Origin of the sequence: Terrabacter sp. C0L_2 (assembly GCF_036352015.1) — a bacterium.
GTDB classification, from domain to species: domain Bacteria; phylum Actinomycetota; class Actinomycetes; order Actinomycetales; family Dermatophilaceae; genus Terrabacter; species Terrabacter tumescens.
The window spans coordinates 4835506-4862351 of the sequence record NZ_CP143557.1 but is presented as its reverse complement, the minus strand read 5'-3'; the positions used below and the strand labels follow the sequence as shown (position 1 = coordinate 4862351).

At 64.5% G+C, this 26846-nt stretch carries 14 protein-coding genes and 2 pseudogenes; 13 read left to right on the top strand and 3 right to left on the bottom strand.

The window, feature by feature from the left end; all coding sequences use genetic code 11:
- Positions 1–1245: 1245 nt before the first annotated feature.
- Positions 1246–2172, bottom strand: coding sequence for a LysR family transcriptional regulator (locus U5C87_RS22595; RefSeq protein ID WP_330474619.1), 927 nt, complete (start codon positions 2170–2172; stop codon positions 1246–1248).
- A gap of 1204 nt (positions 2173–3376) precedes the next feature.
- Here U5C87_RS22595 and U5C87_RS22590 point away from each other — a divergent pair.
- The 7 genes and pseudogenes from U5C87_RS22590 to U5C87_RS22560 all read left to right on the top strand — a co-directional run bounded on the left by U5C87_RS22590 (position 3377) and on the right by U5C87_RS22560 (position 13665).
- Complete coding sequence (locus tag U5C87_RS22590; protein WP_330474618.1) at positions 3377–4603, top strand: PucR family transcriptional regulator; 1227 nt, start codon at positions 3377–3379, stop codon at positions 4601–4603.
- A 384-nt stretch (positions 4604–4987) separates the two neighbouring features.
- Positions 4988–5563, top strand: a complete 576-nt coding sequence (locus U5C87_RS22585; RefSeq protein WP_330474617.1) for an NADPH-dependent FMN reductase — start codon at positions 4988–4990, stop codon at positions 5561–5563.
- 772 nt (positions 5564–6335) lie between these two features.
- Positions 6336–7205 (top strand): FAD binding domain-containing protein, encoded by an 870-nt coding sequence (locus U5C87_RS22580; RefSeq protein ID WP_330474616.1) that lies wholly within the window; start codon positions 6336–6338, stop codon positions 7203–7205.
- Between the two features lie 14 nt (positions 7206–7219).
- Positions 7220–7693 (top strand): (2Fe-2S)-binding protein, encoded by a 474-nt coding sequence (locus U5C87_RS22575; RefSeq protein ID WP_330474615.1) that lies wholly within the window; start codon positions 7220–7222, stop codon positions 7691–7693.
- 248 nt (positions 7694–7941) lie between these two features.
- Entirely contained in the window at positions 7942–9018 is a 1077-nt protein-coding gene (locus U5C87_RS22570; protein WP_330474614.1) for an alpha/beta hydrolase family protein, read from the top strand.
- Between the two features lie 1581 nt (positions 9019–10599).
- Positions 10600–11933 (top strand): annotated as a pseudogene (locus U5C87_RS22565) (ISL3 family transposase).
- 157 nt (positions 11934–12090) lie between these two features.
- Complete coding sequence (locus U5C87_RS22560; protein ID WP_330474613.1) at positions 12091–13665, top strand: IS1634 family transposase; 1575 nt, start codon at positions 12091–12093, stop codon at positions 13663–13665.
- Positions 13666–13718: 53 nt separating this feature from the next.
- Here U5C87_RS22560 and U5C87_RS22555 read toward each other — a convergent pair whose 3' ends face one another.
- Complete coding sequence (locus U5C87_RS22555; RefSeq protein WP_443082091.1) at positions 13719–15968, bottom strand: xanthine dehydrogenase family protein molybdopterin-binding subunit; 2250 nt, start codon at positions 15966–15968, stop codon at positions 13719–13721.
- 795 nt (positions 15969–16763) lie between these two features.
- Between U5C87_RS22555 and U5C87_RS22550 the strand changes: the two are divergent.
- From U5C87_RS22550 to U5C87_RS22535, 4 genes and pseudogenes are all read left to right on the top strand, one after another.
- Positions 16764–17096: pseudogene (locus U5C87_RS22550) on the top strand (transposase); the annotation flags it as partial.
- A gap of 326 nt (positions 17097–17422) precedes the next feature.
- Positions 17423–18307: an NAD(P)H-binding protein gene (locus U5C87_RS22545; RefSeq protein WP_330474612.1), complete on the top strand. Its 885-nt coding sequence runs from the start codon at positions 17423–17425 to the stop codon at positions 18305–18307.
- Between the two features lie 472 nt (positions 18308–18779).
- Positions 18780–19061: a hypothetical protein gene (locus U5C87_RS22540; RefSeq protein ID WP_330474611.1), complete on the top strand. Its 282-nt coding sequence runs from the start codon at positions 18780–18782 to the stop codon at positions 19059–19061.
- Positions 19058–20440, top strand: coding sequence for an amidase (locus U5C87_RS22535; RefSeq protein ID WP_330474610.1), 1383 nt, complete (start codon positions 19058–19060; stop codon positions 20438–20440). The genes U5C87_RS22540 and U5C87_RS22535 overlap by 4 nt, the downstream gene beginning before the upstream one ends.
- Positions 20441–20708: 268 nt before the next feature.
- On the opposite strand, the gene U5C87_RS22705 is transcribed toward U5C87_RS22535, so the two are convergent.
- The gene (locus U5C87_RS22705) at positions 20709–21476 is read right to left on the bottom strand and encodes an FAD-dependent oxidoreductase (protein ID WP_443082090.1); all 768 of its coding nucleotides are present in this window, start codon (positions 21474–21476) and stop codon (positions 20709–20711) included.
- Positions 21477–21759: 283 nt separating this feature from the next.
- On the opposite strand from U5C87_RS22705, the gene U5C87_RS22530 reads away from it, so the two are divergent.
- Together U5C87_RS22530 and U5C87_RS22525 are read left to right on the top strand one after the other, a co-directional pair.
- Positions 21760–22863: a sugar ABC transporter substrate-binding protein gene (locus U5C87_RS22530; RefSeq protein ID WP_330474609.1), complete on the top strand. Its 1104-nt coding sequence runs from the start codon at positions 21760–21762 to the stop codon at positions 22861–22863.
- A 75-nt stretch (positions 22864–22938) separates the two neighbouring features.
- A complete protein-coding gene (locus tag U5C87_RS22525; protein WP_330474608.1) occupies positions 22939–26829 on the top strand; it encodes a hydantoinase B/oxoprolinase family protein in 3891 nt (1296 codons plus the stop codon).
- Positions 26830–26846: the final 17 nt, after the last annotated feature.

The following is a 26846-nucleotide window of genomic DNA, read 5'->3' as shown; positions in this document are numbered from 1 at the left end:
CGGGCTCAGCCGATGGAGGGTCGCAAGGGGAGCGGCGCTGCGCTCCACCCGAGCGCCGGCTCAGTGAGATCAGGACACAATTCTGGCGGGCGGCGACCAGCTTGTATGCCCGCCGATATGCACCGCAGACTTTGCGACACAGAACTGTCCCTTGCCGACGAGCCCGGCCAGGTAGGCCCGGGGGTAGGCGAAACGGAGGCGAGACCGAGCTACTGCTCGCAGGCGTCCTCCAGTCCCGGGTCGCACACTCCACGCTCGAGGAGCGTGCCGAGGACCCCGCCGGTGAGGTCTTCCGGGTGCAGCCGTCCGTCGAGGAGGTCATCGAGCTCCGCGGGGGTGATGATGGCCAGCAGGGCAAAGGCCGGTGCGACCCAGTTGGTGTCGTCAACGATGACGGCGATGGCGGCTGGCGCGCTGACTGCTCATCTCGTGCTCCCTAGGGATGGTGATGAGCGTTTCGGTCGCGGCTCTGCCCGTGTTGGCAATCAGCGGTCCGCGTCCCAACAGCGTCAGGGAATGCGCCAAAGGGACGCTCCCCTCGCCTGTCCGGCACGGCCAGGTCGAAAGGAGCGCCCCATGCTCGATGCATTTGCCTTGGCGGCTGCGACACGACCCGCGGCGTTCCGTCTCGTCCCCCTTGGGAGGGCGCTGGTGGGTTGCAGCGGAGCCCTGTTAGGCGAAGGTAAACAGCTGTTCTTCGTCGAAGCGGGAGATGGGGGTGGTACTGCCTGGCGGTGTCGGCGTAGCCGAGTGCCAGGCAGTACCGTGGTGGAGTGGCCCGTCTCGCGGATCTTGAACGCCTTGTCGACGGTGGTGGGATCGAAGCCTTCCAGCGGTGTCCCCTCGACGCCTAGCTCGGCGGCCGCCATGATCGCGAGGCCCACGACCATGTAGCTCTGCTTCTCCATCCAGTGGTTGTCTCCGAAGAAGAAGGCGATCGAGTACTCATAGGTCTCCCTTCACCTGGGCCCCCATCTGTGAGCGGCCAACGGATCATGAAAATTCCAGCATGCCGGCTGATGCGTCAGCCATTCGGAACGACGGTTGCGCTCTGCGCCGCGTTGGGGCCGGTGGGGCCGTCCCTGGCTGGCGGGGCGGTCTCCTCGCTAGCACAGGCACGTAGGATCGGCGCCCAGGACCGAGCGCTCGCCTGCCCCTCGCGCCGTCGGGGGGAGCGGCGTCAGCCTCTCTTACGAGGCGGGCCACGTCGTGCGCCTGCGAGAGTGTCCTCTATGCACAGGCCAGTCAGTGATCGGCCCGGCTGAGACTCAAATGCCCAAGGAGTGCATCGAGCGCGGGTGACCCGCCTCGGTAACGTGCAATGACGCTCAGGTCCCAGACGATCGCCTCCCTCAGGGGCACGACCGCCACGGCGCCGGCCGGTTGAACCCTCAGAAGCAACGTATCTCTGCCAGCAGCGTCCTCTGGCACTACCGCGACTCCAAAGCCAGCAGCTACGAAGTCGCCCACGAGGTTCTCGTCCGGGACTTCGATACTGATGCGTCGGCCCAGGCCCTTTCGGCTCAGCCAGTGATCGACCACGTGACGGGTCCCAAGACCGACCGCCGTCTCGACGAAGTCATCCTCCAGCAACTGGGTCAGGGAGATGCGGGTTCTCCCGGCTAGAGCGTGCTGTGCCGGCACGAGTGCCACGAGGCGTTGCCGTCTCAACACGTGACTGAAGAGGTCGAGAGGCGCAGGCGGAGGCAGGCCGCAGAACGCTACATCGATGGCTCCACGCCGGACCTGTTCGAGCAGGCCTGAACAACCTTCTGGGGACGCGTGCAGCGAGATGTCGACCATCGGGAAGGCTTCCTGGAAGCCGCCCAGGATGCTGGGCAGCCCAAGGGCCTGCAGGTGGCTGCTCGCGCCGATTCGTAATGTCCCCTGGACGTGCTGGTGTTCGCGAATTCCGAGGGCGCGCATCTCTGCAAGCGCGGTCAGGGCTGAACGCGCAAGCGGGAGAAGGTCCCGGCCGATCGAGGTGAGCGACACGCGTCTAGTGGAGCGTGCGAAAAGAGCGGCACCAATCTCACGCTCCAGCGCCTGGACGCCAGCGGACACGGTGGACTGCCCGACATGGACCCGTTGGGCCGCGCGGGTGAAGTTGAGCTCCTCTGCCACAGCGACGAAGAACTCTAGATGACGCGTCTCCACGGGGTCATCATCCATGGACGGGGCTTGAACGGTGCAAAGGACATGCGCTCTTGCCCGGCAGTCAAGAGGCGAATGCTTCCAGTTGTCAGCGGCCGCCGGGACAGCTGCACCTACATCCGCACGTGCAGGAGCAACCATCAGATGGTGTTGTGTAGGCAGTAACTACCCGATCGACCTGCATGCAAGCCCAAAATGTGTAATCACGAGAGTAGACTGGGAGTGCCTCCCCTCCCTTGTGGGAACTTTCGGACGGGCCGACCAACGCGGTACGGGAAGGCCCGCCAACGCTGTCTCCAGAGCCACCGTCCGTGCCCTAGCCGTGAACGGCATACGCGCGTTGGTGTCCAACAGAGCGAATTCCCCATCCGTGGCCACATGCCTGACGACGAACGCTCGCTCGATCGGCCGTAGTGTCGACGAGGCATCGTTCCTGAGCGTGACCTCGAGGGCGCGCGGAGCGCGGTCGGCCTCGGGAGGCACCGAACCGATGTGACTACGTCACGCAGTCCTCGATGGCCTTCACCGAGAGCAAGCCGGGCGACAGGCCCCCGCGGGCCGGGGGCGGCTGGCAGCGATGCCCGCGGACGCGGCATAAGGTCGGCTCCGCGCGTCCTCGCCCCAGGTATCACCCGACCGGGTCGACCCGCCTCTGGACGTCGGTGCCCACGGGGTCGCGACGATGGGCTTCGCTATTGCGCCACCGCGACATGCGCTTCCGCGCCCAAGCGTGCGACGGCACTCGTAGCAGCAACACCCTCATGCCAATCTCGCTGTTGACCCCGGCACTAGTGACGCCGGCATCGCCGATCGTCCTTACGATCGGCGGCTCCGACAGCGGCGGCGACGGAGGCATCCAAGCGGACCCGGCGACCTTCACTGCCCTCGGTGTCCACGGCGCGAGCCCCGGCATCGCGGCGACCGTTCAGGACAACCGGCGTGCACTCAGCCCACGCCATGCCGCTGGATCTCGTTGAGGCGTAGGCCATCGATGGTCACCGACTTCAACGGTCGCCGCCGACAAGACCGGCACGCTCGGATGCACCGGAGCCGTCCCCTGGTGGACCCGCTGCGCCGCAGCGCACATGCTGCCATGGCTGAGCGTGACCCGCTCGCATCCAGATTCGGATCTCAGGATTCTCGCCTGCACAGAGTGCCGCGCCCCCCCGAAATCGTGTGCTCGCAGTGTCGGCGTAAGACACCGCAGTTTATACTGCCACCTGTGCAGGTTGAGCAGGGAGTCCGGGCGGTCGTGTCGGCGGTGCGAGAGGAGCTTTCCGAGTTGGTTGTTCTCGTCCAAGCTCGGCTCCACGAGGAAGTGCCGGAGTTCTACGTTGCCGGTGACCCGACGTTGTCTGGCGCTGAGCTAGAGACTGTCCCTGCATCCCTAGAGGCGATTTTTCGTGGCCTGGCGGACCAACTCGAGGTAGAGGATACCGTGCCGGGAGTGATGCTGAGGCAGGCTCGGCTCGCCGCTCAAGTCAACGCCAGTCTGCACGCGCTGATCCGTAAGCAGCGGGTCGCGCAAGCTGCCATGTGGGACGCGTTTTTCGACGCCGCGCAGCGAGTCGTTTCGGACGACGAGCTCCGCGCCGCGGTATTACGCAGAATCAGCCAGTACCACTTCGCTTGGAACGACCACATCGTGGCCGTCCTCATCTCCGAGTATGAAGCTGAGCACCGCCTCTACTTCTTGCAGCGCACCGACCGTAAGAAGCGTGCGATGGTCAATGCCGTCCTAGCCGGGACACCCCCAGACGAGCAATCTCTTGGATATCCAATGAGCGGGCGACATCTGGCCGTTATCGCATGGGGCGAGCAGCCTGAGGCGGCCATTAAGCACATTGCTTCGAGGCTCGGGGCGAAGTACCTCTTGGTTTCGGGCACAGATGATGCGTACTTTGGTTGGATTCGGCGCGCGGCACGCTCGACCAGATCTGACGATGACCTCACGTCGGTCGAGCTACCACCAAATACGCGAGTTGCGTGCGGGCATTATGCCAACGACGTTGCAGGTTTTCGGGCCAGCCATGCTCGGGCCTCCCTAGCTTATCGAGTCGCGAAGCTGGGTAATCGGCGTCTCACATGGTACCGCGACGTCTCGTTGGAAGCATTGGTGCTACGTGACCTGCCGGCCGCCGGGGAATTCGTCCGCCAAGAGCTCGGGAGTCTTCTCGACGGCTCAGTGCGCTCGCGTACCTTACTGGAGACCATCAAAACTTACTATGCCCTTGGACAGAACGCCGCCGCAACCGGTGCTCGCCTCAAGGTTAACGAGCGAACCGTCGCCTACCGCCTTCGATCCGTTGAGGGCATGCTTGGCAACACAGTATGGGAACGGCGGGAAGAGATCGCAGTGGCCATCCGGATCGCCGAGCTGCTGGAGCATACGAGGGCCGCGCACCACGGCTTGGGTCACCCACCATCTGACAACAGCCAGCGGATCTGAACCTGAATGGCTTTCGGATAGCGGATATCCGGTGCCCGGATTCTGCATGGAGTGGAGACTTGGAAACTCCGCAGGCCGGGATACTGGGGCGCGAGCATCGATCCCGCCGTTCCCCAGAAACTACATACCGATCGGTTGAAGGCGACGCCCAGAGTCCATAGTGGCGATTCCGGACACCAACCCCGCGGCGTGGTCGACTTCAACCCACCTCTCGGTCGCCAGTCGCCCCACGAGCGATCCGACCATGGGCTACACGACGTTGAACAATGACCCCATAGCCGCACGCGGAAGCCCGCTGACACGGGCAGAAGCGAACGTCCCAGATCCGGGTTAGCGGAGCGCGCTCTTTAGGCGACCAACACATCAAGAAGGCAGAGGACAACCATGACGCACCCGACCCTGCAGATCATTCTCGCCAGCACGCGTCCGGGGCGACGCGGGGGCGCTGTCGCTGAGTGGATGCAGCATGTCGCCCGCGAACAAGCCGGATTTACGATCGAGGTGGTTGACTTGGCCGAGGTGGGTCTGCCCCTGCTCGACGAACCCCACCACCCCCGGCTGCAGCAGTACACTCGGGACCACACCAAGGCATGGAGCGCGACGATCAATCGCGCGCACGCCTTTGTCTTCGTCATGCCAGAGTACAATCACTCTTTCCCGGCGGCGCTCAAGAACGCGCTCGACTATCTGTTCGTCGAGTGGGCAGACAAGCCTGTCGGTCTCGTGTCGTATGGCGGCGTCTCGGCCGGTCTGCGGTCCGCGGCAGCTATCAAGCCTGTACTCACGGCGCTCCGAATGGTGCCGGCGCTCGAAGCGGTGTCGATCCCAAACGTCAACGAACTCCTCAGCGAAGACGGGGAGATGCGCGCCGACGCTGGCCTGGATGCAGCGGCGAAGGCAATGCTCGACGAGGTGGCTCGACTGGCACACGTACTAATGCCCCTCCGCGTCCCTGCCTGAGCCTGTCGATCTGGGATCGGCGCGGCGGAGCTTGGACCCATCAAACGAGGGATTCACTAGAGTCAAGTGGCGGCGCATTTCCCGCTGGACCGACTCCGATGAGGGAGATTGCCGGGGATGGCAAGGCACTCCATGTCCAAACCGAAGGAGCAGGCGTTGCGGTTGAGCCCTGAGGAAAGCTACACAGCTCGCTTACGAAGAACTGCTACGCGGCGACCACGGCAGGGAAGCTGGAAGGACACGCGGCGGCCTGGTACCGGCTCGCCGAGGCCGACCAGGGCTCGGTCGAGGTAGAGCATCCGACCGCTGAAGGCGAAGCCGCGCCAGTGCGCGAAGACATTGACATGCCGCGGAAGCGTTTCTGCACCTGGAGCCCGATTCTCCTCGGGGGCTATGAACATGAGTTTCATCACGCAGGAGCGGCGTGCTATCGAGTAGGGCTGTCTGGGAAGGGCTGCGAGGTCGCCGCGCGCACCCGCGAAGTGCCAGGCCACCTAGAGCTCGGCGCGCAACGTCGAGCAGCGCCCCTGATGAGCGCAGACTGCGAGTTGTTTCAGGTGCGTGACGAGGGCACGGGCCAGGCGCGGCCATTGAGGAGTCGCGAACGGTCCCCGCAAGGTACCCGACTCGAGCACGTGAACGCGCGCCAATATTCCGGCGACTAGTTGAGTGGGTCCCCAGCCCCAAGTTGTCAGGATGTGTAGATCTGGAACGCTCACTTTGACGGTTCAGGCAGAGGTAGATCCCTCTCGTACTGACGAGACTACTGGTCATGAAACCGCCGTCGTTTGATTACCTGCGCGCGTCCAGCCTTGATGAGGTCTGGAATGCGCTGAACCGTGACGACGACGTGAAGGTGATTGCGGGCGGCCAAAGCCTGGTGCCACTTCTCAGCCTGCGGTTGGCATCTCCCTCGCTGCTGGTCGACATCACACAGCTGAAGGAGCTCATGGGCATCAGCTGCGATAGCAACGTCTTGCGAATCGGAGCGCTCACGCGTCATACGACGGTTGAGAAGCACCCACTCATAGTCGCCCAGGCACCGCTGTTGGCCCAGGCCGCGTCCTGGGTAGCGCACCCGCAGATCCGCAACCGCGGCACGCTGGGGGGAGCAGTCGCCCACGGCGATTCGGCGGCCGAGTTTCCCGCCGCGCTGCTGGCGCTCGACGCCACCATTATTGCCTGGTCACGAGGTGGAGAGCGCAGGATCCCCGCCCCCAACTTCTTCGAAGCCTACTTTACGACGGCACTCGCTCACGACGAGTTGCTCGCTGCCGTCGAGTTGCCAGTCGGCCGCGCCGGTGCCACATGGGGTTTCGAGGAGTTCGCTCGCCGTCGGGGCGATTATGCCATCGGGGGCGCTGCCGTCTACGCAGAGCGTGGCGGCGACGGCGTCTGCCGCGCCGTTCGTGCAGGTCTCCTAGCAGCAGGGCCCGCGCCATGCCTCGCACCGGGATTGGCTGAGTCGATGGTGGGTCGTGTGGTCGACGCCCATTTGATCGACTGCGCCGTTGCAGCAGCGCTGGGACAACTCACCCCCGGGGCGAACGTCCACGGTGGATCGGAGTACCGACGAGCCGTTATTGGAGAAATGCTGCGCCGGGCACTCGCCTCGGCCTTCGAACTGGGGGAAGTTGCATGAAAACACATGTTGTCGTGAACGGCGAGGCGCACGACCGCGACGTCGAGCCCCGTTTGCTACTATCCGACTTCATCCGGGATGACTTGGGACTGACCGGCACAAACGTGGGCTGCGAGCATGGCGTCTGCGGGACGTGCACTGTGCTTCTGGACGGCGCGCCGGTTCGGTCGTGCACCACTCTGGCTGTGCAGGTCGACGGCCGCCGAATCACCACGGTCGAGGGGTTGTCCCACGGCGAGGAGATGCACGGGCTGCAGCGAGCGTTTACAGCCCGCCACGGCTTACAGTGCGGTTTTTGCACCCCAGGATTCCTGATGACCCTGCTGCCAGCCTACAACGAGGCCAAGCCGCTGGATAAGGACGAGATCCGCGAGCTCATCTCGGGAAACCTCTGCCGCTGCACAGGATACCAACAGATTGTCGAAGCCATGCAGCTCGCTCTCGAAGAGGCGTCAGAGCTAGCCAACCTGCCGACGCAAGATGGCTGAGAGTCATTGCCCTCCCAGAATTCGACGATGCAAATACGGTTCCCGTCGAGAATGGCTTTCGCTCGCCGACTGGTATCACCCGAGACATTTTGCGACTGGGCGGTGGTGGCCGATGGATATCGGCAAGACCTTTAACCACCGCCGCTTGTGAGAGCCCCAACATTAGCCTCTACGAGGTTAAGAGATACCGGAGTTTGGACGCGGTCATTGCCTGTCCAGGCTCCCGCGCTGAATGGAGAGAAGCAAAAATGACTAGTATCGACACCCAGGCATCTCCTGACAAGGAGATGTTGAACTGGGGCCGCCTGATCATGGACGGAGTGCCCTACGCGGACCTCGCTGCCGCACGAGATCGGGATGTGAGCGTATCCTGGTACGACTATTGGATGGACACGGCCGCACAATACGAGCAAGCAGCCCAGAGTGCCGCGGACACCGGACATCGGCATTCCGCCGGTGAACTGTTCGTGACAGCCTCCCTTTGCGCGCAGTACGCCCAGTTTCTCTGGTTCGGCGAGGACCGAACCGCGGGTCAACGACGCAAGGTCGAACTGTATGCCAAGGCAGCTCCTTACCTGGACCCGCCGGCAGAGCGATTCAACCTGCCCATCGACGACGCCACTATCCCCGGTTACCTCCGCGTGCCTAAGGGAGAAGGTCCTTGGCCGTGCGCTGTCCTCATCGGCGGCTTGGAGTCCACAAAGGAAGAGAGCTACCGATTCGAGGAACTGTTGCTCGCCCGAGGTGTCGCCACCGCGACCTTCGACGGTCCCGGCCAGGGTGAGATGTTAGTGAGCACCCCCGCTCGCGGCGACTTTGAGCGCTACACATCGCGAGTGGTGGACTTTTTGGTCAATGACTCCCGGCTGGATCCGAATCGGCTGGCAGTCCTGGGCCGTAGCGCTGGTGGGCACTACGCCTTGCGTAGCGCTAGCCTGGACAGGCGCTTCACCGCCTGTGTGTCCTGGGGTGGCTACGTGAACTTCGAGAATTGGGAGGGCCGAGGGCCCCTAGCTAAGGAGTCGTGGCGTTACGTCAGCAAGTCCGCCGATATGGACGAGGCGCGCGTCTTCGTCGAAAAGTGCTTGGACGCTCGCTCGGTGTTGAAAGAACTGCGCGTGCCAACTTACTTCCAGCAAGGCGGCCTGGACTTCGTTCCAGTATCCCAAGTTGACGTTCTTAAGCAGTACGCCGTCAACGCGGACCTCACGATAGTCGTAGAACCTGAGGGGGACCACTGCTGCCACAACCTGGGTCCCCGGCCGCGTCTGGAAATGGTCGACTGGGTCGCAGACCAGTTGCACTCCGCAATTAGCAGAGAGTGACGTAGTGAGCAGGTCGGTCCGAGGGCGTTGAGGCCGGCCGGCCAAGCGCGAGCGCACGCCTTGGCCGGCCGACCGCAACGCATGGTGCTCGGCGCTGTTGCCCCTGAAGTGACCGCTACCACAGGTGGGCTGCCTGACGCCAAAAGATCGCGACCGGCCTCGTGGGACCATCTACTTTCTGGGACCTGTGCTCGCCCTGGCAGCGTCCCAGCTACGAGAACACCACGGCCCACAAGCTCCTCGTCGAGAACGCCGTCGTCTAACCCGCGCCTACCTTCCCGAGGGCGCCGACCTGTCCGCCCTCACCCCCGACCTGCTCCGCATCAACTAGTTCCGGCTGCGGCCCAAGCAGCCCTCTCGATACCAGTCCCCGGCCTCGCGGCTCGCCGCGATGAAAGCCTCCCCAAACATCCACTGTCGCCATGACCAGGGCGAACGGCCCCATCGGATCGGCCCCCCAATCCAAGCCTTGCCGGCGGCGGCCTTGGCGTGGAACTATCTCGGTAAAAATGTGGGCGGCGTTTTCATTCGACCATCATATGGCCAGGGATTTCGGTTCTCAAGCTGACTGCGAACACGCTGATTGCTGGCTTGCGGCGCATAGGCCCATCGGGCTGGCCGGTGCGCTTAGGATCTAGCGACGATGTGACGAGGCCGACGACCTAATGGCAATCTACCAAATCGCGAATGGCTCTGAATGTTCGCTCTCCCCGGTAGCGGGGTTCAGAGGCTGTGTAAACGTTCGTCGAGCACGTCAGGGTCTAAATGCGGGATACGAGTCTAGGAAACCGACGAACTGCTCTCATTTGCTGGAGCACCTGCCCCGTCGGCGTGTTAGCCGTTGCTCCATTTCTCATTGAGCCCCTCGAACGCCGCCCAGCCGGCCTCCCACGAGGTACCGGCTAGATCGGATTGAGGTCAGCCGCGATCCCCGAAGTGGTGTCCCTGCCTCAGTAGGGCAAATCGGTCTCCTAAAGAAACGCGCCTACACCTCTCCCAGCCGCCTCGACCTCCGCGGACACCTCGGCCTCGACGAGCAGGGCCACGGCATGCAGGCTCGGTCCCTTGATGACTCGCAACACTCCGATTACGTCGACGCCTCCATGGTCTCGTAACCCCTTCTTAACGATGGCCGGCTGGAAGCGGCCGTCGCAACCGCAGCAACCTTGATCCGGACGCGATCGCCCTTGTCGGTCGAGACCGTCTTGGGCCTCGTGCCGTGTGTCAGAGCTCGCGCGGACCACTAATACGTGGCGCATGCTTGCCATTGCTCAGGTGCTCGGATATCTCCATGTCAAAGATGAGCCCGATTGTCGTCTTTGCTCAACCCCCCGAGCAGCCCGCCCGGCCTGGCAATGCCAAGTGAAGGGACCGAGCGGACTAGGCAGTGTTGCCGTCAACAGCGGCCTTCGCCGGCGAGCCAGTGGCACGGCGGAAGACGAAAGACGCCATCAGAATGGCTCTTCGCCGATGAGTGTGGGGTGAGCGCGACGCGCCGGGTCGCGGGTTGAGGGGTGTATGGGTCGAGGCCCCTGAGGATCGGAGGACTTCTACCTCGCACCGATCTCAAGGACCTCGACGATGCCCGAGCCTACGTCGTGCTGCCGTGTTCCCGGCGGCGAGTACTGCGACCGTTGCGACGTGCTCGTCGGGCTGCCCGGGCTGCACGTGATCGCCGTTGAGCGTGACGGTCATGACCGGATGGTTGTGACGGTCGAGTCGGCTCCGGGGCCGATGGGCTGCCGCTCGTGCGGGGTGATCGCGCACGGCCACGGCCGGGTGAACGTGCGCCTGGTCGACGCGCCGGCGTTCGGTCGGCCGGTGCGGATCGTATGGCGCAAGCGCCGCTGGGTGTGCCCGGAGCCGGCGTGCGAGGTCTCCTCGTTCCTCGAGCAGGACGAACAGGTCGCCGCCCCGCGGGCGGTGTTGACGGTGCGGCGTGCCGGTGGGCGATCGAGCAGATCCGCCGTGAGCACGCCTCGGTCAACGGGATCCGGCGTCAGCTCGGCACGGGCTGGCGCACGGTGTGGGACTCGATCCGGCCGCTGTTGCAGGCCGCCGCCGACAACGAGGAGCGCTTCGCCGGCGTCGCGGTCCTCGGGGTCGATGAGCACGTGTGGCACCACGTGTCGACCAAGCCGGTCGAGGACGGCGGACGCGGACCGAAGGAGCTGACCGGGATGGTCGACCTGACCCGAGATGCCGACGGACACACCAGGGCTCGGCTGCTCGACCTCGTGCCCGGCCGCTCCGGCGCCGTGTACAAGCACTGGCTCGACCAGCGCGGCGAGGCGTTCCGGGTCGGCGTGGAAGTGGCGACGTTGGACCCGTTCCACGGCTACAAGAACGCGATCGATGACCGGCTCGAGGACGCCCGCTCGGTCCTGGACGCCTTCCATGTCGTCAAGCTCGCCACGCAAGTGGTCGACGAGGTCCGGCGCCGGGTCCAGCAGGAGACCCGCGGCCACCGCGGCCGCAAGAACGACCCGCTGTACCGGATCCGGAACATCCTGCGCGCCGGCGCCGAGAACCTGACCGACCGACAACGCGAGCGGCTCTCATCGGCGTGGGCTGCCGATGAGCGCCACGTCGAGGTCGAGCTCGCCTGGCTGTGCGCCCAACAAGTCCGCTCCGCCTACCACCAAGACACCCACGCCGCGGGACGAAAGGTCGCCGAGAAGATCCTCGACTCGTTCGCCTCGTGCCCGGTCCCCGAAGTCGCACGTCTCGGCAAGACCCTCACCACCTGGCGCAGCGAGTTCCTCGGCTACTTCGACACCAGCGGCGCGAGCAACGGCGGCACCGAAGCGATGAACGGACTGATCGAACTCCACCGCCGCATCGCACGCGGCTTCCGCAACCGAGACAACTACCGCCTCCGAATGCTCCTCATCGGCGGCGGACTGGCCCTATGACCCCACACTCATCGGCGAAGAGCCATCAGAATGAATCAGATTCCGACCTGACTCGTGCCACTTGAGGGTTGGTCAAGGATTCGGCTGGCGTTTGTGCTGGTCAGGGGCGTGTGCGCGATCGAAATGACGTACCCCGCTCGTCGGTAGGGTCAGGCTCGTGGTGTTCATTCGGAAGTCGGCCGGCCGGTCGGGCGCCACGAAGGTTCAGATCGCGGAGCGGCGCGGTGGGCGCAACCACATCCTCGAGCACGTCGGGACGGCACGCTCGGAGGCCGAGTTGGCGGTGCTGATGGCCGAGGCCCGTCGTCGGCTGCGGCCGGGGCAGGACGCGCTCGACCTCGGTGAGGCGGTAGTCGAGCAGGCGACGGGGCTGCCCGAGCGTCCTGGGGTGATTACGGGCAAGCGGTCCGCGCTGCTGTGGCAGGTGCTGACCGGCGTGTACGCCCGGCTCGGGTTCGACGCGATCGAGGATGCGGCGTTCGCGCAGCTGGTGCTGGCCCGGATCATCGAGCCGACGTCCAAGGCCGACTCGCTGCGGGTCCTCGATGAGATCGGCGTCGAGCACGCGTCGTTGCGCACGATGTTCCGGTCGCTGCAGCGCGCCTCGGTCGGCGGCTACCGCGACCAGATCGCGACCGCGTGCTTCACCCACGCCGCAGCCAGCGGCGATGTGTCGCTGTGCCTGTACGACGTGACGACCCTGTACTTCGAGGCGGAGAACGAGGACGAGCTGCGCAAGGTCGGCTATTCGAAGGAACGCCGGGTCGACCCGCAGATCGTCGTCGGGCTGCTGGTCGACCGTCCAGGCTTCCCGCTCGAGATCGGTTGCTGGGAGGGCAACACCGCCGAGACGAGCACGATGATCCCGATCATCCGCCAGTTCCAGGAGCGCCACTCGTTGTCGGACCTGGTCGTGGTCGCCGACGCCGGGATGCTGTCGGCGGCCAACCTGACGGACCTCGACGTGGCCGGGTTGCGGTTCATTGTCGGCTCGCGCGTCACGAAGGCGCCGGGGGACCTGGCCAGCCACTTCCGTTGGCACGGGGACGCGTTCACCGACGGGCAGGTCATCGACACCATCACCCCGCGGGTGGCCACCAGGGCCGCGCAGGCGGTCAACGACGAGAAGAAGCGCGCCGAACCGGTGTGGGACCCGGCCATGCACACGAGGTCGTGGCGGGCGGTGTGGGCCTACTCGCGCAAACGCGCGGTCCGCGACGGCAAGACCCTCACGCTGCAGGAGAACCGGGCCAAGGCCGTGGTCGCCGGCGAGAAGGCCGCCCGCACACCACGATTCGTGACGACCAAGAACGGCTCGCAGTCCCTGGACGAGGCGTCCCTCGCGCGGGCCCGGCGCCTGGTCGGGTTGAAGGGCTACGTGACGAACATCCCCGCAAGCGTGATGCCCGCCGCCGAGGTCATCACGAGCTACCACGACCTGTGGCACGTCGAGGCGTCGTTCCGGATGAGCAAGAGCGACCTGCGTGCCCGGCCGATCTTTCACCACACCCGCGAGTCGATCGAAGCCCACCTGACCATCGTCTTCGCCGCCCTCGCGATCGCCAGGTACCTGCAGAACGAGACCGGGCTGAGCATCAAGAAGATCGTCCGGACGCTACGGCCGCTACAACAAGTGACCGTGCGCATCGCCGGCCACGACCACCTCGCGGAGGACCGCCTCACCCCGGCAGCCCAGGACATCCTCGCCGCCCTCGACCTCAGCCCTCAGTGACGTACCCCGGTGGCACGAGTCGGGAGTGGCACGGCGGAAGACGAAAGACGCCATCAGAATGAATCAGATTCCGAACGAGCCTGGCCCGCTGCTGCTTTGGCACGCGCGGTGGCAGCCAACTCGTAAATGTCTTCGGGATGGACCGGCACCCGGGTCGCCTGGAAACCGTTCCCTAAGGCGTTGTCGATGGCGCCGGCCACAGCTGCGCCCATAGCGATCAGCCCGACCTCACCCATCCCCTTGGCTCCAAACGGGTTATCCGGAGTCGGTGCATCTTCGGTCACGAAAACTTCAACCTCGGGGATCGATTGCGCATCGGGTAGCAAGTAGTCCATAAAAGAGGTTGCGAGTGGCTGCCCAGCAGCATCGTATCGGAACTCCTCAAATAAGGCCCCCCCGACTCCTTGGGCGGCCGCGCCGATGACTTGGCCGCGGGTAGTCATTGGGTTCATCACCCGACCAGCTTCGGCGCTAGTGAAGAGGCGTCTAATCTCGACGGCTCCGGTCGTCGCATCGACCTCGAGCTGTATGCACGTGATCCCGTAGGGATAGTTCATGTGCTCGTTCCGGTATAGTCCCGAGACGCTCAACCCAGGTTCTTCCCCGGCGAGTCTTGCCGTCGACCCGTCCCAGAGCCGGGCGATCTCCGGCAGCCCCAGGGAACGCACCGGCTCCTGCACCGTGCACACTCGCCCTGCGTCGAACCGCAGGCCATCGACGGTAACTCCAAGGAGGCGAGCGCCCACACGTAGGGCCTTCTGGATGACGCCCCGAGCGGCGTTCCTCGCAGCACCTCCGGCCAGCACCGTGGAGCGGCTCGACCAGGACCCAACTCCGTCACTCAATTGGTCAGTGTCGCCGTGAAAGACGTCGATCTCCTCCGGATCGTTGCCAAGTTCGTCCGCCACAACCTGCGCTATCACAGTTTCGATGCCCTGACCGACCGACGAGGCACCAGTCAGGACGCGGACTCGCCCCGACGGGTCGACATCGACGACCGCTGTTTCATACAGCCCTAGTCCTGCCTTGTCCATAAGGACGCCAAGTCCGGTGCCCACCAGCCGTCCGGTGGCGCGGAGCTCGGCGGCCTCGGATCGCCACGCATCGAAGTCGGCTGCTGCGAGTGCCTTCTCCATGTGGTCACGTACATCGCCCGAATCGAAGCGGAATCCCTCGAATACGATGTCCATTCCAGGCTCCCAGGGGAGGTCGGACTTCGTCAACACGTTCATGATTCGTATGTCGACGGGGTCGATCCCCAGCTCTTGGGCAGCCAAGTCGAGCAACCGTTCACGTGCGAAGGTCACCTCGAACCGACCCGGCGCACGATACGCCGACAGAGGTGTTTTATTGGTCGTTACGGCATGAACGGTGGCGCTGTACGCAGGCACTCGGTAAGGGCCCCCGACCATCCCCGCTGTGATGTCACTGATGAGCGGCTCCGTCTGGCGCAGAAACGCCCCATGGTTGTGCCAAATCTCGTCTCTTAGCCCGAGCAACCGACCGTCACTGTCGAAGGCGCCTTCGATCCGGTGCACTTGCTCACGTGCGTGCGAGATCGAGACCATGTGCTCGAGCCGGTCCTCCAGCCACTTGACGGGGCGCCGGAGACGCCTCGCTGCGATGCCTGCCGCGACGTACTCCGGGAATACTCCACCCCGGACGCCGAAACTGCCACCGAAATCGGTGTGTCGCATATGGATGCTGTTCAGCGGCATTCGGAGGGCGGCGGCTAGGATGCGGCGGCTGTTGTGCGCGTGGACCACCCCCCAAAACTCAAGTTCGTCGCGCCCTGGCACTGGTCGGACCAGGCATCCCCGCATCTCCATCGGCACTCCGCTCTGCCGGCCGATGCGGAGTTCCGAGCGGAAGACATGTGGCGCCTCATCGAACACCCGATCAACGTCCCCGTACTCCTTAACGAAGGTTGCCGGCACGTTACCTGACGGATGCAGGAGAATGGTGTCCTGGGCTGCTTCCACAGGGTCCAGGACCGGCGGGTGCTCGACATACTCGACCAGCACCTTCTCTGCGGCGTCCTCTGCCCGGTAGGGGTTGTCCGCAAAGACAGCTGCCAATGGTTGGCCGACATAGAGGACCTTGTCCGCAGCAAGCACTGGCTGACAGTATTCGTCAAGATCGGGGAACATGCGTTGATAGCCCACGTTCCTAAGCGGGACGTTTCCGAATGAGGCAAGGTCCTCGCCGGTCAGCACGAGGGCAACTCCCGGCATTCGTTCAGCATCTCGTATGTCGACGGACTCGATGGTCGCGTGTGCGACCGTAGACCGAACCACACGCATCCAGAGTTGATTGCGGGCATCAACGTTCCCGACGAAAGCACCTTCGCCCCTGACCAACCGTTGATCCTCGCGGCGGGGAGTACTGCTGCCTACGTGGCCAGGAGCGGACGCTTGCTGATTTGGCGTCGTGGTCGTCGCGGTCGAAAGAGCGGTAGGGCGGGTCACCGAGCCAGTATGGCGGCGAAGCATCGACCGGCACATGCGCTGCATGAAGGGTTGGTGGATCGAATATCCGCTAACCGAAGGCGCGTTGACAGCCCGCAAGCGAGCATGGAAGTCCAGCACATGGTGGACGGGTCTTCGTCGAGCCTGTCGCAGAGGAATCAGCGAGGACCACGCTGTAACCCTTCGAGTGACTTTGCCCCGGATCGTGCGCATCGAGATTGGATGGAGTCGCCAGAGAAGCGGGAAGAAGTGGGATCGGCAAGTCCGTGTCCAGGTTGTCACCCGCCTCAGATTGGTGGAGGCTCCCAACCCGCGAAAGGGTGGGGTCATGCCAGAACCAAGGAAGTATCTCGGACGAGCTCCGTGAGCGCGCCCATCCGGCTCGCATTGGACGTGGTCGAGGACGGGGTGGTGCAAGCATCAACGCCGCGCGCCTACGCGTCGGTGAGCAGCTCGGCATCAACGGCGACACGTTGCGCAACTGACTCAAGCAGACCCGCGCCGATGCGGGCAAGCAGCCCGGGGTCACGACCGAAGTAGAAGCTCGGGCGCCTCGTCGGTACCCACCACCTGCACGAGGGCCTGAACACGTTCGCCGCCGCGAACGCGCTGACCCGCAGGCAGAGCTTGGTGCGGGCGCTGCAGCACTCGGTGTACGACCAGCCCGACGCGCGGGGCCGTCACCGCCCAGATCGACCGGGTCGTAGAAGTTCTGTGCGAGAAGCTTTCATAGGTGGTCGAACACCTCGAGCTGCCCGCGTCGACATCCTCGCGTTCACCGTCCTCCCAAGGAGGTCGGGCGCCGGATCTGGAGGAACACCCCGAACAAGCGCCTCAACCGCGAGTTCCGCCGCCGCACCAACGTCAGTCGGCATCTTCACCAACCGCAACGTGATCAGACGCCTCATCGGGGCCGTCCTCGCAGAGCGGCACCACGAATGGGCCCAGCAACGCCGCTACCTCGACAGGAGTCCAGCGCCAAAGCGGCGCTTGTCCTGACCGACCGCGACTCCCGACCTTCACACCCAGGAGGTGAACAGCGAACTCGTCGCTGGCGCCATCAACGCCTAACGAACAGCCTCAAACGGCTAGCGGTTGCACACCACTGACCCGCACCTGGCTAGGTGAACACCTGTCTGCCATCTACTCAACAGTCCGTACGAACGTCGCGGTCTGTCAGGGAGAGCACCACGAGACCATGTACGGGTTACCCTGTTTGGAGGAAGCGTGGAGAGTGCAATACAGCGGCAACGGGGCCGAAGGCGCAATGACGTGGCGGCGGTCACACAATGATTCTCCTCGTCGGCGGAACTGGAACTGTCGGGTCGCACGTTGCGAAGGCCCTGGCTAATCGAACCGATGTGCGGGTGCTCGCTCGCAGTGAGAAGTCCGCCCATCTGATTGAGCAATTGGGTCTCAAGGCAGTCCCTGGCGACCTCTCTCGGCCGGGCACGCTGAGCGCCGTATTCGAGGGCGTGACAAGGGTCTTCCTCGCAACGCCCCGCGCAGACCAGCTTGACAACGAGTGGAACGCGATCGAAGCCGCTGAGCGAGCCGGAGTTGAGAGGTTGGTCAAGGTCTCACTTGTCTACGCAGGCGAGCCACCCGTGCCGTATCTTCGCCGCCCGCACGACCTCCTGGAGGCGCGGCTCGCGACATCTCCGATCCTATCGACAATCCTTCGCCCCCCGGCGTTCATGAGCCACCTCCTCGCTCAACTCAACCAGATTACATCCGGTCGCATCGTGTTCCCTGCAGGCGATGTGCGTATTGCCCACGTCGATCCACGGGACGTTGCAGACGTCGCCGTAGAGGCCCTGGTGGGGCAGCAGGATCTGAATGGGCCGCTTGTGGTGACCGGGCCGCGGTCATTGTCGTTCGACGAGGTGGCAGAGGACATCACAGAAGTTCTTGGCCAAGAGGTTCGGTACATCGACGAGAGCGCGCCGAGATGGCGGGAACAAGCAGTTGCTGGAGGTTCCCCGGAATGGCTCGCAGACGGGCTGGTCGAGATGTTTGCTGACTACGCGGCCCGCGGGGGCGTGCCCGCATCGGGTGTCGTGGATCACGTGCTGGGGAGGCCGGCTCGGTCGGTCCACCAGTTCGCGGAAGAACTTCTACAGCCGGCCATTGCCAGCCTGCTGCCCGCGGTTTCGCAGGCGCGGGAGTCTTAGCGATCTATGACGAATCCGCGGTCTGAAAGGTGGTTCGGTTCTCGTCTGCATGACGCGGGGACCGGTCGCCTCCCGCATGCGCGGGGAGCATCGCGAGCTTTACCCCCAGATGCCATGGCGTCACGACCGAACCTAGGAACCAGATGAACACCCAGTCTGTAATTTGCGTATATGCCGATGTCGCCGAGGAGGCCACGGAAGCGTTCCGGGAGTGGCAAGTCAACGTGCAGCTTCCCGCTTTGCGGCTCGCTCCTGGCGTCCAGAATGCTTCTTCCCTCGAAAGCATGGAGGGGCAGCCAAGATTCCTGCTTTTGTGCGAGCTCGAGCACGAATCCGTCGCTGAGTCTGCTCTAGTTCGGGGGGCTCTGGATTGGGGCCCGTGGACGCGCGCACTGCGCGGTTGGCATCGTCGGACCTATCGCTCGATTCTCGCCATCGGCGCCTCGGGTGGGGGGCTCCGTACCTCCTGACCGTGCGCACAGATATCGAACCCCATGCCGAGCACGCGTTCAACGACTGGTACAACCAGATTCACCTGCCGGAAGTGCTCGACTGTCCCGGCTTCGTTAACGCGGCTCGGTACGAATGCGTCGACGGTCAGCCGCAGTTTCTAGCGATGTACGACCTCGATCGCCCGGACGCCCTACGAACACCCGAGATGGACCGCGTCTACGGATTCGGGCATATGGCACCGCACGTCCGCAGCGAGCACGGCAGGATCTACTGCCGGAGGTCGGCCGAAGTGGAGGCATGAGCGCCATGCCCGAAATTGGTCCGTTCGCTGCCGCCTTGGACCAGGCGGCGGCCATCCTTCGCCGCGAGGTCACCTCTACTGAACTGGCGTTGGAGTACTTGAATCGGATTGACCGATTCGACGGAGTTCTGAACGCCTTCTGTCTGACCACGCCCGAGTTGGTTGAGCGTGGACGCCACGACGCCTCGAACGAGCCGTTGTCGGGCATCTCAGTTTCGATCAAGGACCTTGCTCCGATGGCCGGCTATCCGTTCACCCGTGGCTCGCGCGCCTTTCGAGACGACGTCGCAGACACGGACGCATTCGCCGTCCGACGGCTGAAAGAAGCGGGCTGTCTCATCCTCGGTAAGACAACCACCGCCGAACTCGGGGGGCGGCCGGTGACCGACCATGGGCTACACGGGGCCGCTCGCAACCCATGGAATATCGATCACACAGCCGGTGGTTCGAGCGGCGGCGCCGCTGCAGCCGTCGCGGCAGGTCTCTGTGCGTTGAGCCACGGCAGTGATGGGGGCGGTTCTGTCCGCATCCCCGCCGCGTGTTGCGGAGTAGTTGGGCTGAAGCCGTCGCGAGGTCGGATCTCGCTCGGACCCACGTCAGGGGCTGGATGGGGTGGTCTCCTTACCGACGGTGTACTGGCTCGCACCGTCGCGGATGCCGCGGCGGGGCTTGACGTCATGGCCGGCCACTTGGCGGGTGACCCTTACTGGGCGACGCCGCCAACTGAGCCCTTCCTCGAAGCGACTCGCCGGGCCCCGGGCCGGCTGCGCATCGCCTTCACCACCGACGCCGAGGTTGCCGTCGACCCGGAAATCGCGAGCCGCGTTCGCGACGTCTCGGCGCTGTGCGAGCAGCTCGGTCACCAAGTAGAGGAACGCGGTCCGCGGACGCAGGCGCTCCGCGACCTGCAAGTAGTCGTGTTCGCCGCAGCGATGGCCGCGCAGCCGGTCTCTGATCGCTCGCTGCTCGATCCCGCCAACGCCATCGCGGCCGAGTTCGGGGACGGTGTCTCGGCCTCGGACTATGTGCGAGCGATTGATGGGCTCCACGCCGAAAGCCGAAAGGTGATTGCCTTCTGGGATGAGTACGACGTCCTGATCACGCCGACATTCACCCAAACAGCTCCGCGGATCGGACAAATGGGAACGGACCCGGCCATGGCGGCCCGTGAGCACCTCGACTGGATGAGTTTCACTTATCCAGCCAACTGCACTGGTCAACCCGCGATCAGCCTTCCGCTGGCGGTCCATACCAACGGTCTCCCGATCGGCATTCAGCTCGTTGGCCCGCCGCAGGGAGAGGCTGTCATTCTTGCCTTGAGCTCAGAACTTGAGGCGGCCCGGCCTTGGGCGCTTCGCCCTCCGGCGAAGTGGGCATGATGACCACCCGACGCCCCTGCTTGACGAATGTTCAAGCGTCCCGGTCCCCGGATCGCGGCCACTTGACCGTCGCTTCGTTTCGTAAAATGAGCGCTTCTAGGGGCTGGATGAGGATCAGGGGCTCATTGTCCTCAAGATTCTGGCGTATGGACGCCTAATTGTTCACCGCGGGGAGACATACTCCGCGCGCTTCCGCGCATGCCGCTGGGGCCGCCGACACGCGGATAGTCTCCTGATTCACCGGGGCGGTCTCCCAGACGGCTCCGGCCTAGCCGAGAGCGCTCACGTCAACGTCTCGAAAACTCTGACTGTGTGCGTGGCTTTCGTGGCGGCTAGTGCGCGGTAGATAAGCGAATGGGAGGATTGACGTGGACCGACACCGCCTAGACCAGTGCCAGACCCGCTCGTGGCCTAGCCGAGAGCGTTGATGTGGGCGAGCCGATCCAAGATCTCTCCGGCCTCGGTGCCTGCCTCGACATCCTGCCGAAGTCCATGATCGCACCTGCGGAGAAAAGCCGACCAAGCCGGTCAGGCGCCCGTCCCTGGAGTACACAGCGACTGTGCGAGCCCTCGGTCCCCGGCCAGCCACTTGCACGTCGTCGCCCGCCGGATTGCCGAGTCCTTGCAGCTTCATGTCGTATTGGTCGCTCCACCAATAAGGTACAACCGTCGGCGGCGTCTCCTGGCCAAGCATGACGGCGACCGCATGGTCCGCCTGTAAGCCCACGCTGGTCCAGTGTTCTCGGCGCGTCCCAGCCCAACTTGCGACGTCATCCACGGCGTAGACGTTGGGCGCAGCTCGCCCGTCGCCGTCGCACATGACACCGTTGTGCAGGCTTAGAGGGCTACGGGCAAGCCAGTCCGTGTCGGGAGTGACCCCGACGGACTCCAGCACGATGTCAGCGTCCAGGATGGCGCCGTCGTCGACAGTCACACGCCCGCCCTCAGATGTCAACACTCGTGCACCCAAAAGCAGCTCCACCCCCTGCGCTTCATGCAGCTCGGCCAGCAGGTGCCCGACACGAAGACCGAGCACTCGCACAGCCGGGCGCGGCCGGCACGTCCACGAGGGCGACCTCGATACCGCCAGGGTGGGAGTGTGGGGACCTAGACAAAGGAACGACCCGGTGTCCGCGTTCCATATACGCGTCCAGTGATGGAGTGCGCATGCGGGGTCTTAGCCTTCAGTGCATGATCCGCCTCGGTGTGAGGAGAGGGCGAAGGTGCCTTTAGGGACACTCCGCTTTTGGTGGGCAGCGGCGGCCCGTGGGGCCGACCGATTGTTCGTTCGACCTTTAGAGAGGTGCGCGATGCGCCGATTGACGAAGAAGTCCTGCACGCCGCGCCGCCAGATGACCGCCGTGCTGGCGGGGTTGATGGTGGTTGCACTCGCCGCGTGTGGAAAGGCGTCGGGAGCTGGCTCGACCGAGACTGGCGCGGTGGCCGCAAGCCGTGCGACGCCTGCGGCACACAAGGCGGTGCTCGAGGGGTCGGTGAGTAACGCGAAGGCGGTTAGGCTGGCCTGGTTCGTACCCACCAGTCAGAATGACTACTTCGCGGCTATCGGTGACGGGATCGCAGCGGCGGCCGAGGCCCGGAACGCGTCGCTGACGACGTTCGACGCGGGATTCGACGAGCAGAAACAGTTTGCACAGATTCAGGATGCGGTCGCCACGGGCAAGTTCGATGCCTTCATCGTCACCCCGGTGAACGCCTCCGGTGTTGGCCCTGCCGTCGCGGAGGCTGCTAAGGCAGGCATCAAGGTCGTCTGCGGCGGCGGCTACCCGTGTGGTGACGACTTCACAAGCAAAGTCTCGAATGCGAAGGGCGTCGTTGCCCAGACGGCGATTCCGGAGCACTCTTTGGGGGAGAGCACGGGGCGCCTGATCGTGGAGGCCTGTGCTGGTAAGAATCCGTGTGAGGTGGCGCAGCTTCCGGGCGCGATGATCCCCGCGGAGGAGGCACTCTTCGACGGCGTCAAGCGGGTTCTCGCTTCCCACCCCGAGATCAAGGTGGTGGCACGAGTTGAAGGCAAGTACCTCGCTGAGCCGGCTCGGGCCGCCACCCAGGACATCTTGCAGGCCCACCCCGGTCTTGACGTCATCGCTACCTCGAGCGATGCGATGGCTGAGGGAGTTGAGCTGGCTGTGAAGGCGGCGGCAGTGCAGGACCAGGTCAAGATCATCGGCCTCGCTGGGGGAGAACGTGGCCTCAAGGCGATCCGCAACGGGACCTGGTTCGGCACGGTGATGATGTACCCGGTCGACGAGGGCCTGTACCTGGTGGACCAGGCCGTCAGGGCGGTTCGATCGCAACCCTTCACGGCCGGCATCGACCCGGCGGAGCGGCTGGCCTGGCCTCGAGTGTTCACTGCTCAGAACAGTGCGAAGTTCGGAAATTATTCCGGGCAGTGGGCCGGCTGAGTCTCGCCCATAGACATTCGATTAAAACCGACACCGGCGTGAAGTGCCGTGAATCGGTTAGGAGAGAGGTTTTTGATGAGGTTCGCAGTGGATACAGGTGGGACTTTCACCGACTTGGTGATTGAGGCCGACGACGGCGCGTTGGAGGTCTACAAGTCGCCCACGACTCCGGACGACCCGGTGGAGGGTGTGCTGAATGTGCTGTCGGTTGCGGCCGAGGCTCGGGGGGTTGAACGGTCGGAACTCCTCGCTGGTGAGGGATTGTTCATCCATGGAACCACGCGAGCGATCAATGCCATCCTGACTGGGGGCACTGCCAAGACCGCTTTTCTCACAACCGAGGGCCACCCGGACATCCTGCTCTTTCGCGAGGGCGGCCGGACGGACCCGTTCAACTACACCAAGGCCTATCCGGAGCCGTACATCCCGCGTTCGCTGACCTACGAGGTCCCCGGTCGCATCGGCTCCGCCGGTGAGGTCGTGCGCGAGCTCGACGAAGCCGCGGTCGTTGCCCACATCGGCACGCTAAAGTCGCTGCAGGTGGAGGCGGTGGCAGTGTGCCTGCTGTGGTCGACGGTTAACCCTGCGCACGAGCTGCGAGTCGGTGAGTTGCTCGAGGAGCATCTGCCAGGTGTTCCTTACACGTTGTCGCACCGGCTCAACCCGATTCTTCGCGAGTACCGGCGCGCATCGTCCACGGCAATCGATGCCTCGCTCAAGCCGCTGATGCAGGAGTATCTGGGGAGCCTTGAGGAGCGGCTTCGCGAAGCGGGCTTCGGTGGTCGAGTGCTGATCCTCACGTCGAATGCGGGTGTGCTGGATGCGTCGTTCGTTGCCGACCAGCCGATTCACTCGATCAACTCCGGGCCCTCAATGGCTCCGGTGGCGGGTTCTCACTACGCGCTGATCGACGCAGACACCGACACCGCAATCGTTGCGGACACTGGCGGCACGACGTACGACGTGAGCCTGGTCCGGAAGGGCAGGATCCCCACCACCAAGGAGACCTGGATCGGTGAGCCGTTCTTCGGGCACATGACCGGGTTCCCCAGTGTTGATGTGAAGAGCGTGGGTGCCGGCGGTGGCAGCATCGCCTGGGTGGACGAGGGCGGTCTCCTCCGCGTCGGACCCCAGAGTGCAGGGGCGCAGCCCGGGCCAGTCGCCTATGGCCGCGGAGGAACCCAGCCCACCGTCACGGACGCGAGCCTCGTCCTGGGCTACATCGACCCGGCGTACTTCCTGGGTGGGAAGATGAAACTTGACGTCGATGCGGCTCGGGCAGCGATCGAGGAGCAGGTCGCATCCCCTCTGGGGCTCACCGTCGAGGACGCCGCTGCGGCCATTATGACTCTGGTCACTGAGGGCATGGTTACGGCCATCGAGGAGATCACCCTGAACCAGGGAGTCGATCCCGCGAGGGCAGTGCTGATTGGTGGAGGCGGTGGTGCGGGGCTGAACTCCGTGGCTATCGCGGAGCGACTCGGCAGCGAACGCGTGATCATCCCCGAGACAGGCGCGACGCTGAGCGCGGCCGGGGCACTGATGAGTGACCTGAAGGCCGAGTACGCGATGACCCTGATCACCAGCACCGGTGCTTTCGACTTCGAAGGCGCCAATACTGCCCTCGCCCAGCTCGAAGACCGGTGCCGTCAGTTCGCCAGAACAGTGGGAGCGACCGATGAGTCGGTCCGCGTTGAGTTCGCGCTGGAGGCCAACTATCCCAAGCAGGTTTGGGAACTGCAGGTTCCTCTCTCGGGCAATCGCATCCATACTGGGGCAGAGCTCCAGTCGTTCCGCAACGATTTCCACGCCCTTCATCTCGACGTCTTCTCGGTCAACCAGCCCGAGGCCGAGGTCGAGGTGATCGGCGTCCGCGCAGTGGTGCACTGTCGACTGCGCGATGACACCGTTGGCCAAGTCCCGGCGAACTCGGACAACGGAAGCGCCGCGATGCGTCGCCTCATGTACTTCCCGGCGACTGGTTACGTCGAGGCCGAGGTGTACCGCCTCGGGTCGATGCCGGTCGACGAGGTGTTCAACGGGCCGGCCGTCGTAGAGTCCCCATTCACGACGGTGGTGGTCAACCCCGACGCGACGGTGGCCCGCCGCGCCTCAGGAAGCCTGGTACTGACCCCTCCCCACCGGCTCGCCCATCCGGGCGAGCGTAAGAAGGTTTCGATCGCGTCCGACCCTGCACAGCTTGCTGTCCTCACCAACCGGATGCAGTCCGTGGTGAGATCGATGCAGAACACGCTGTTCAGGACGGCACGGTCGGGGCTGATCAACACGGGCCGCGACTTCTCATGCTGCCTGGTCACTGGAGATGACGAGCTTCTCGCTGCGGCCGAGAGCCTGCCCATCCATGTGCTCGCGGGTCCCGACCTGACCGCAAAGCGGATGAAGGAATTGCACCCTGAGCTTCACGCCGGTGACGTCTTCCTGCACAACTCGCCCTACGACGGCAATTCGCATGCGGCCGACCACTCGCTGTTGGCCCCGGTCATCGACGCGAACGGCGTCCACCGGTTCACAGTCCTCGTCAAGGCACATCTGGCCGACTGCGGGAACGCCGTCCCCACCACGTTCAATTCGGTTGCGCGTGACGTCTACGACGAGGGCGCTCTAATCTTCGACTGTGTGAAGGTTGAGGACAGGTACAAGCGCGTGGACGACGTACTGAGGATGTGCAAGCTGCGGCTGCGGGCACCCGAGATGTGGTGGGGCGACTACCTCGCCATGCTGGGTGCGGTGCGAACCGCCGAGCGTGAGCTGCTTGCGTTGGGCGAGGAGTACGGCTGGGACGCCCTCACCGAATATGTCGAAGCGTGGTTCGACTACAGCGAAGACAAAATGGACCGTGCGATCCGGGCGCTGCCCTCGGGAAGGGCAACCGGAAGCACCGCATACGACCCGTTGCCGGTTCCCGGACTGGAGTCAGGCGTGCCCATCAACGTCCAGGTCGACGTCCGATCGGACGAGGGCGTGATCGCGGTCGACCTCACTGAGAACCCAGACTGTGTCCCAGCCGGGGTCAACACCACCGAGTCCACCGCGCTCACTGGCGCGATGATGGGCATCTTCAACAGTCTCGGACCGGGGGTCCCGACAAACGGGGGCAGCTTCCGGCGACTGCGCATCACTTTGCGCGAGAACTGCGTCGCCGGAATCCCCAGACACCCGGCCAGCTGTTCATCAGCCACCACCGGGGTGCCGGAACGGATCATGAGCGCCGTGCAGCAGGCGATCGCTGAGTTGGCCGACGGTTCCGGGATGGCCGGTTCTGGGGCGTGCCTGTCTCCGTCGAACGCCATCGTCTCGGGAATCGACCCACGTCACGGAAAGCCTTTCGTCGACATGCCCTGCATTGGTGCGACCGGGGGTCCCGCGAACCCATGGGCCGACGGCTGGCTCTCCTACGCCGGAGGCTGCGCGGGCATGAACGCTTGGGAGAACACAGAGATGGCGGAGATCCTCCGACCGATGCGCATCGAGATCTCACGCGTGCTCCCGGACACCGAGGGCGCCGGACGGTTCAGGGGCAGTCCATCGGTGCTTGTCGAGTTCACTTCCGTCGGAACCTCGATGGAATGCGCGTTGACCACCGACAACACCGTGTTTCCCGCAGACGGCGCGCGTGGCGGACTGCCGGGCGCCACCGGTTCGGCAGGGGTCCGCGATCTAAACGGCCAAGAGCAGCAGGTGTCCGGCTACGCAAGAGTGACCTTGGCGCCCGGCGAGCGACTCGTCTCGCGGTCCAGCGCGGGCGGAGGCTACGGATCCCCACTCGATCGCGACCCCGAGCAAGTGCGTCAAGACGTACTCGAGGGCTACGTCTCACCCGCTAGGGCCGAAAGCGTCTACGGAGTAATCATAGCTCCCGACGGCAGCATCGACCCGACGCTCCGAACGACTCGCACCGCAACCGCACCTCGCGCAACAGGCGGCGACCATGTATGCAGCCGGTAGCGAGACGTCGCGTCCGA

What these genes read in the sequence shown, in the direction of transcription:
- U5C87_RS22595 (WP_330474619.1), bottom strand. Translation starts at nt 2,172, where the DNA reads ATGGATGATGACCCCGTGGAGACGCGTCATCTAGAGTTCTTCGTCGCT.
- U5C87_RS22585 (WP_330474617.1), top strand. Translation starts at nt 4,988, where the DNA reads ATGACGCACCCGACCCTGCAGATCATTCTCGCCAGCACGCGTCCGGGG.
- U5C87_RS22580 (WP_330474616.1), top strand. Translation starts at nt 6,336, where the DNA reads ATGAAACCGCCGTCGTTTGATTACCTGCGCGCGTCCAGCCTTGATGAG.
- U5C87_RS22570 (WP_330474614.1), top strand. Translation starts at nt 7,942, where the DNA reads ATGACTAGTATCGACACCCAGGCATCTCCTGACAAGGAGATGTTGAAC.
- U5C87_RS22555 (WP_443082091.1), bottom strand. Translation starts at nt 15,968, where the DNA reads ATGCGTGTGGTTCGGTCTACGGTCGCACACGCGACCATCGAGTCCGTC.
- U5C87_RS22545 (WP_330474612.1), top strand. Translation starts at nt 17,423, where the DNA reads ATGATTCTCCTCGTCGGCGGAACTGGAACTGTCGGGTCGCACGTTGCG.
- U5C87_RS22535 (WP_330474610.1), top strand. Translation starts at nt 19,058, where the DNA reads ATGAGCGCCATGCCCGAAATTGGTCCGTTCGCTGCCGCCTTGGACCAG.
- U5C87_RS22525 (WP_330474608.1), top strand. Translation starts at nt 22,939, where the DNA reads ATGAGGTTCGCAGTGGATACAGGTGGGACTTTCACCGACTTGGTGATT.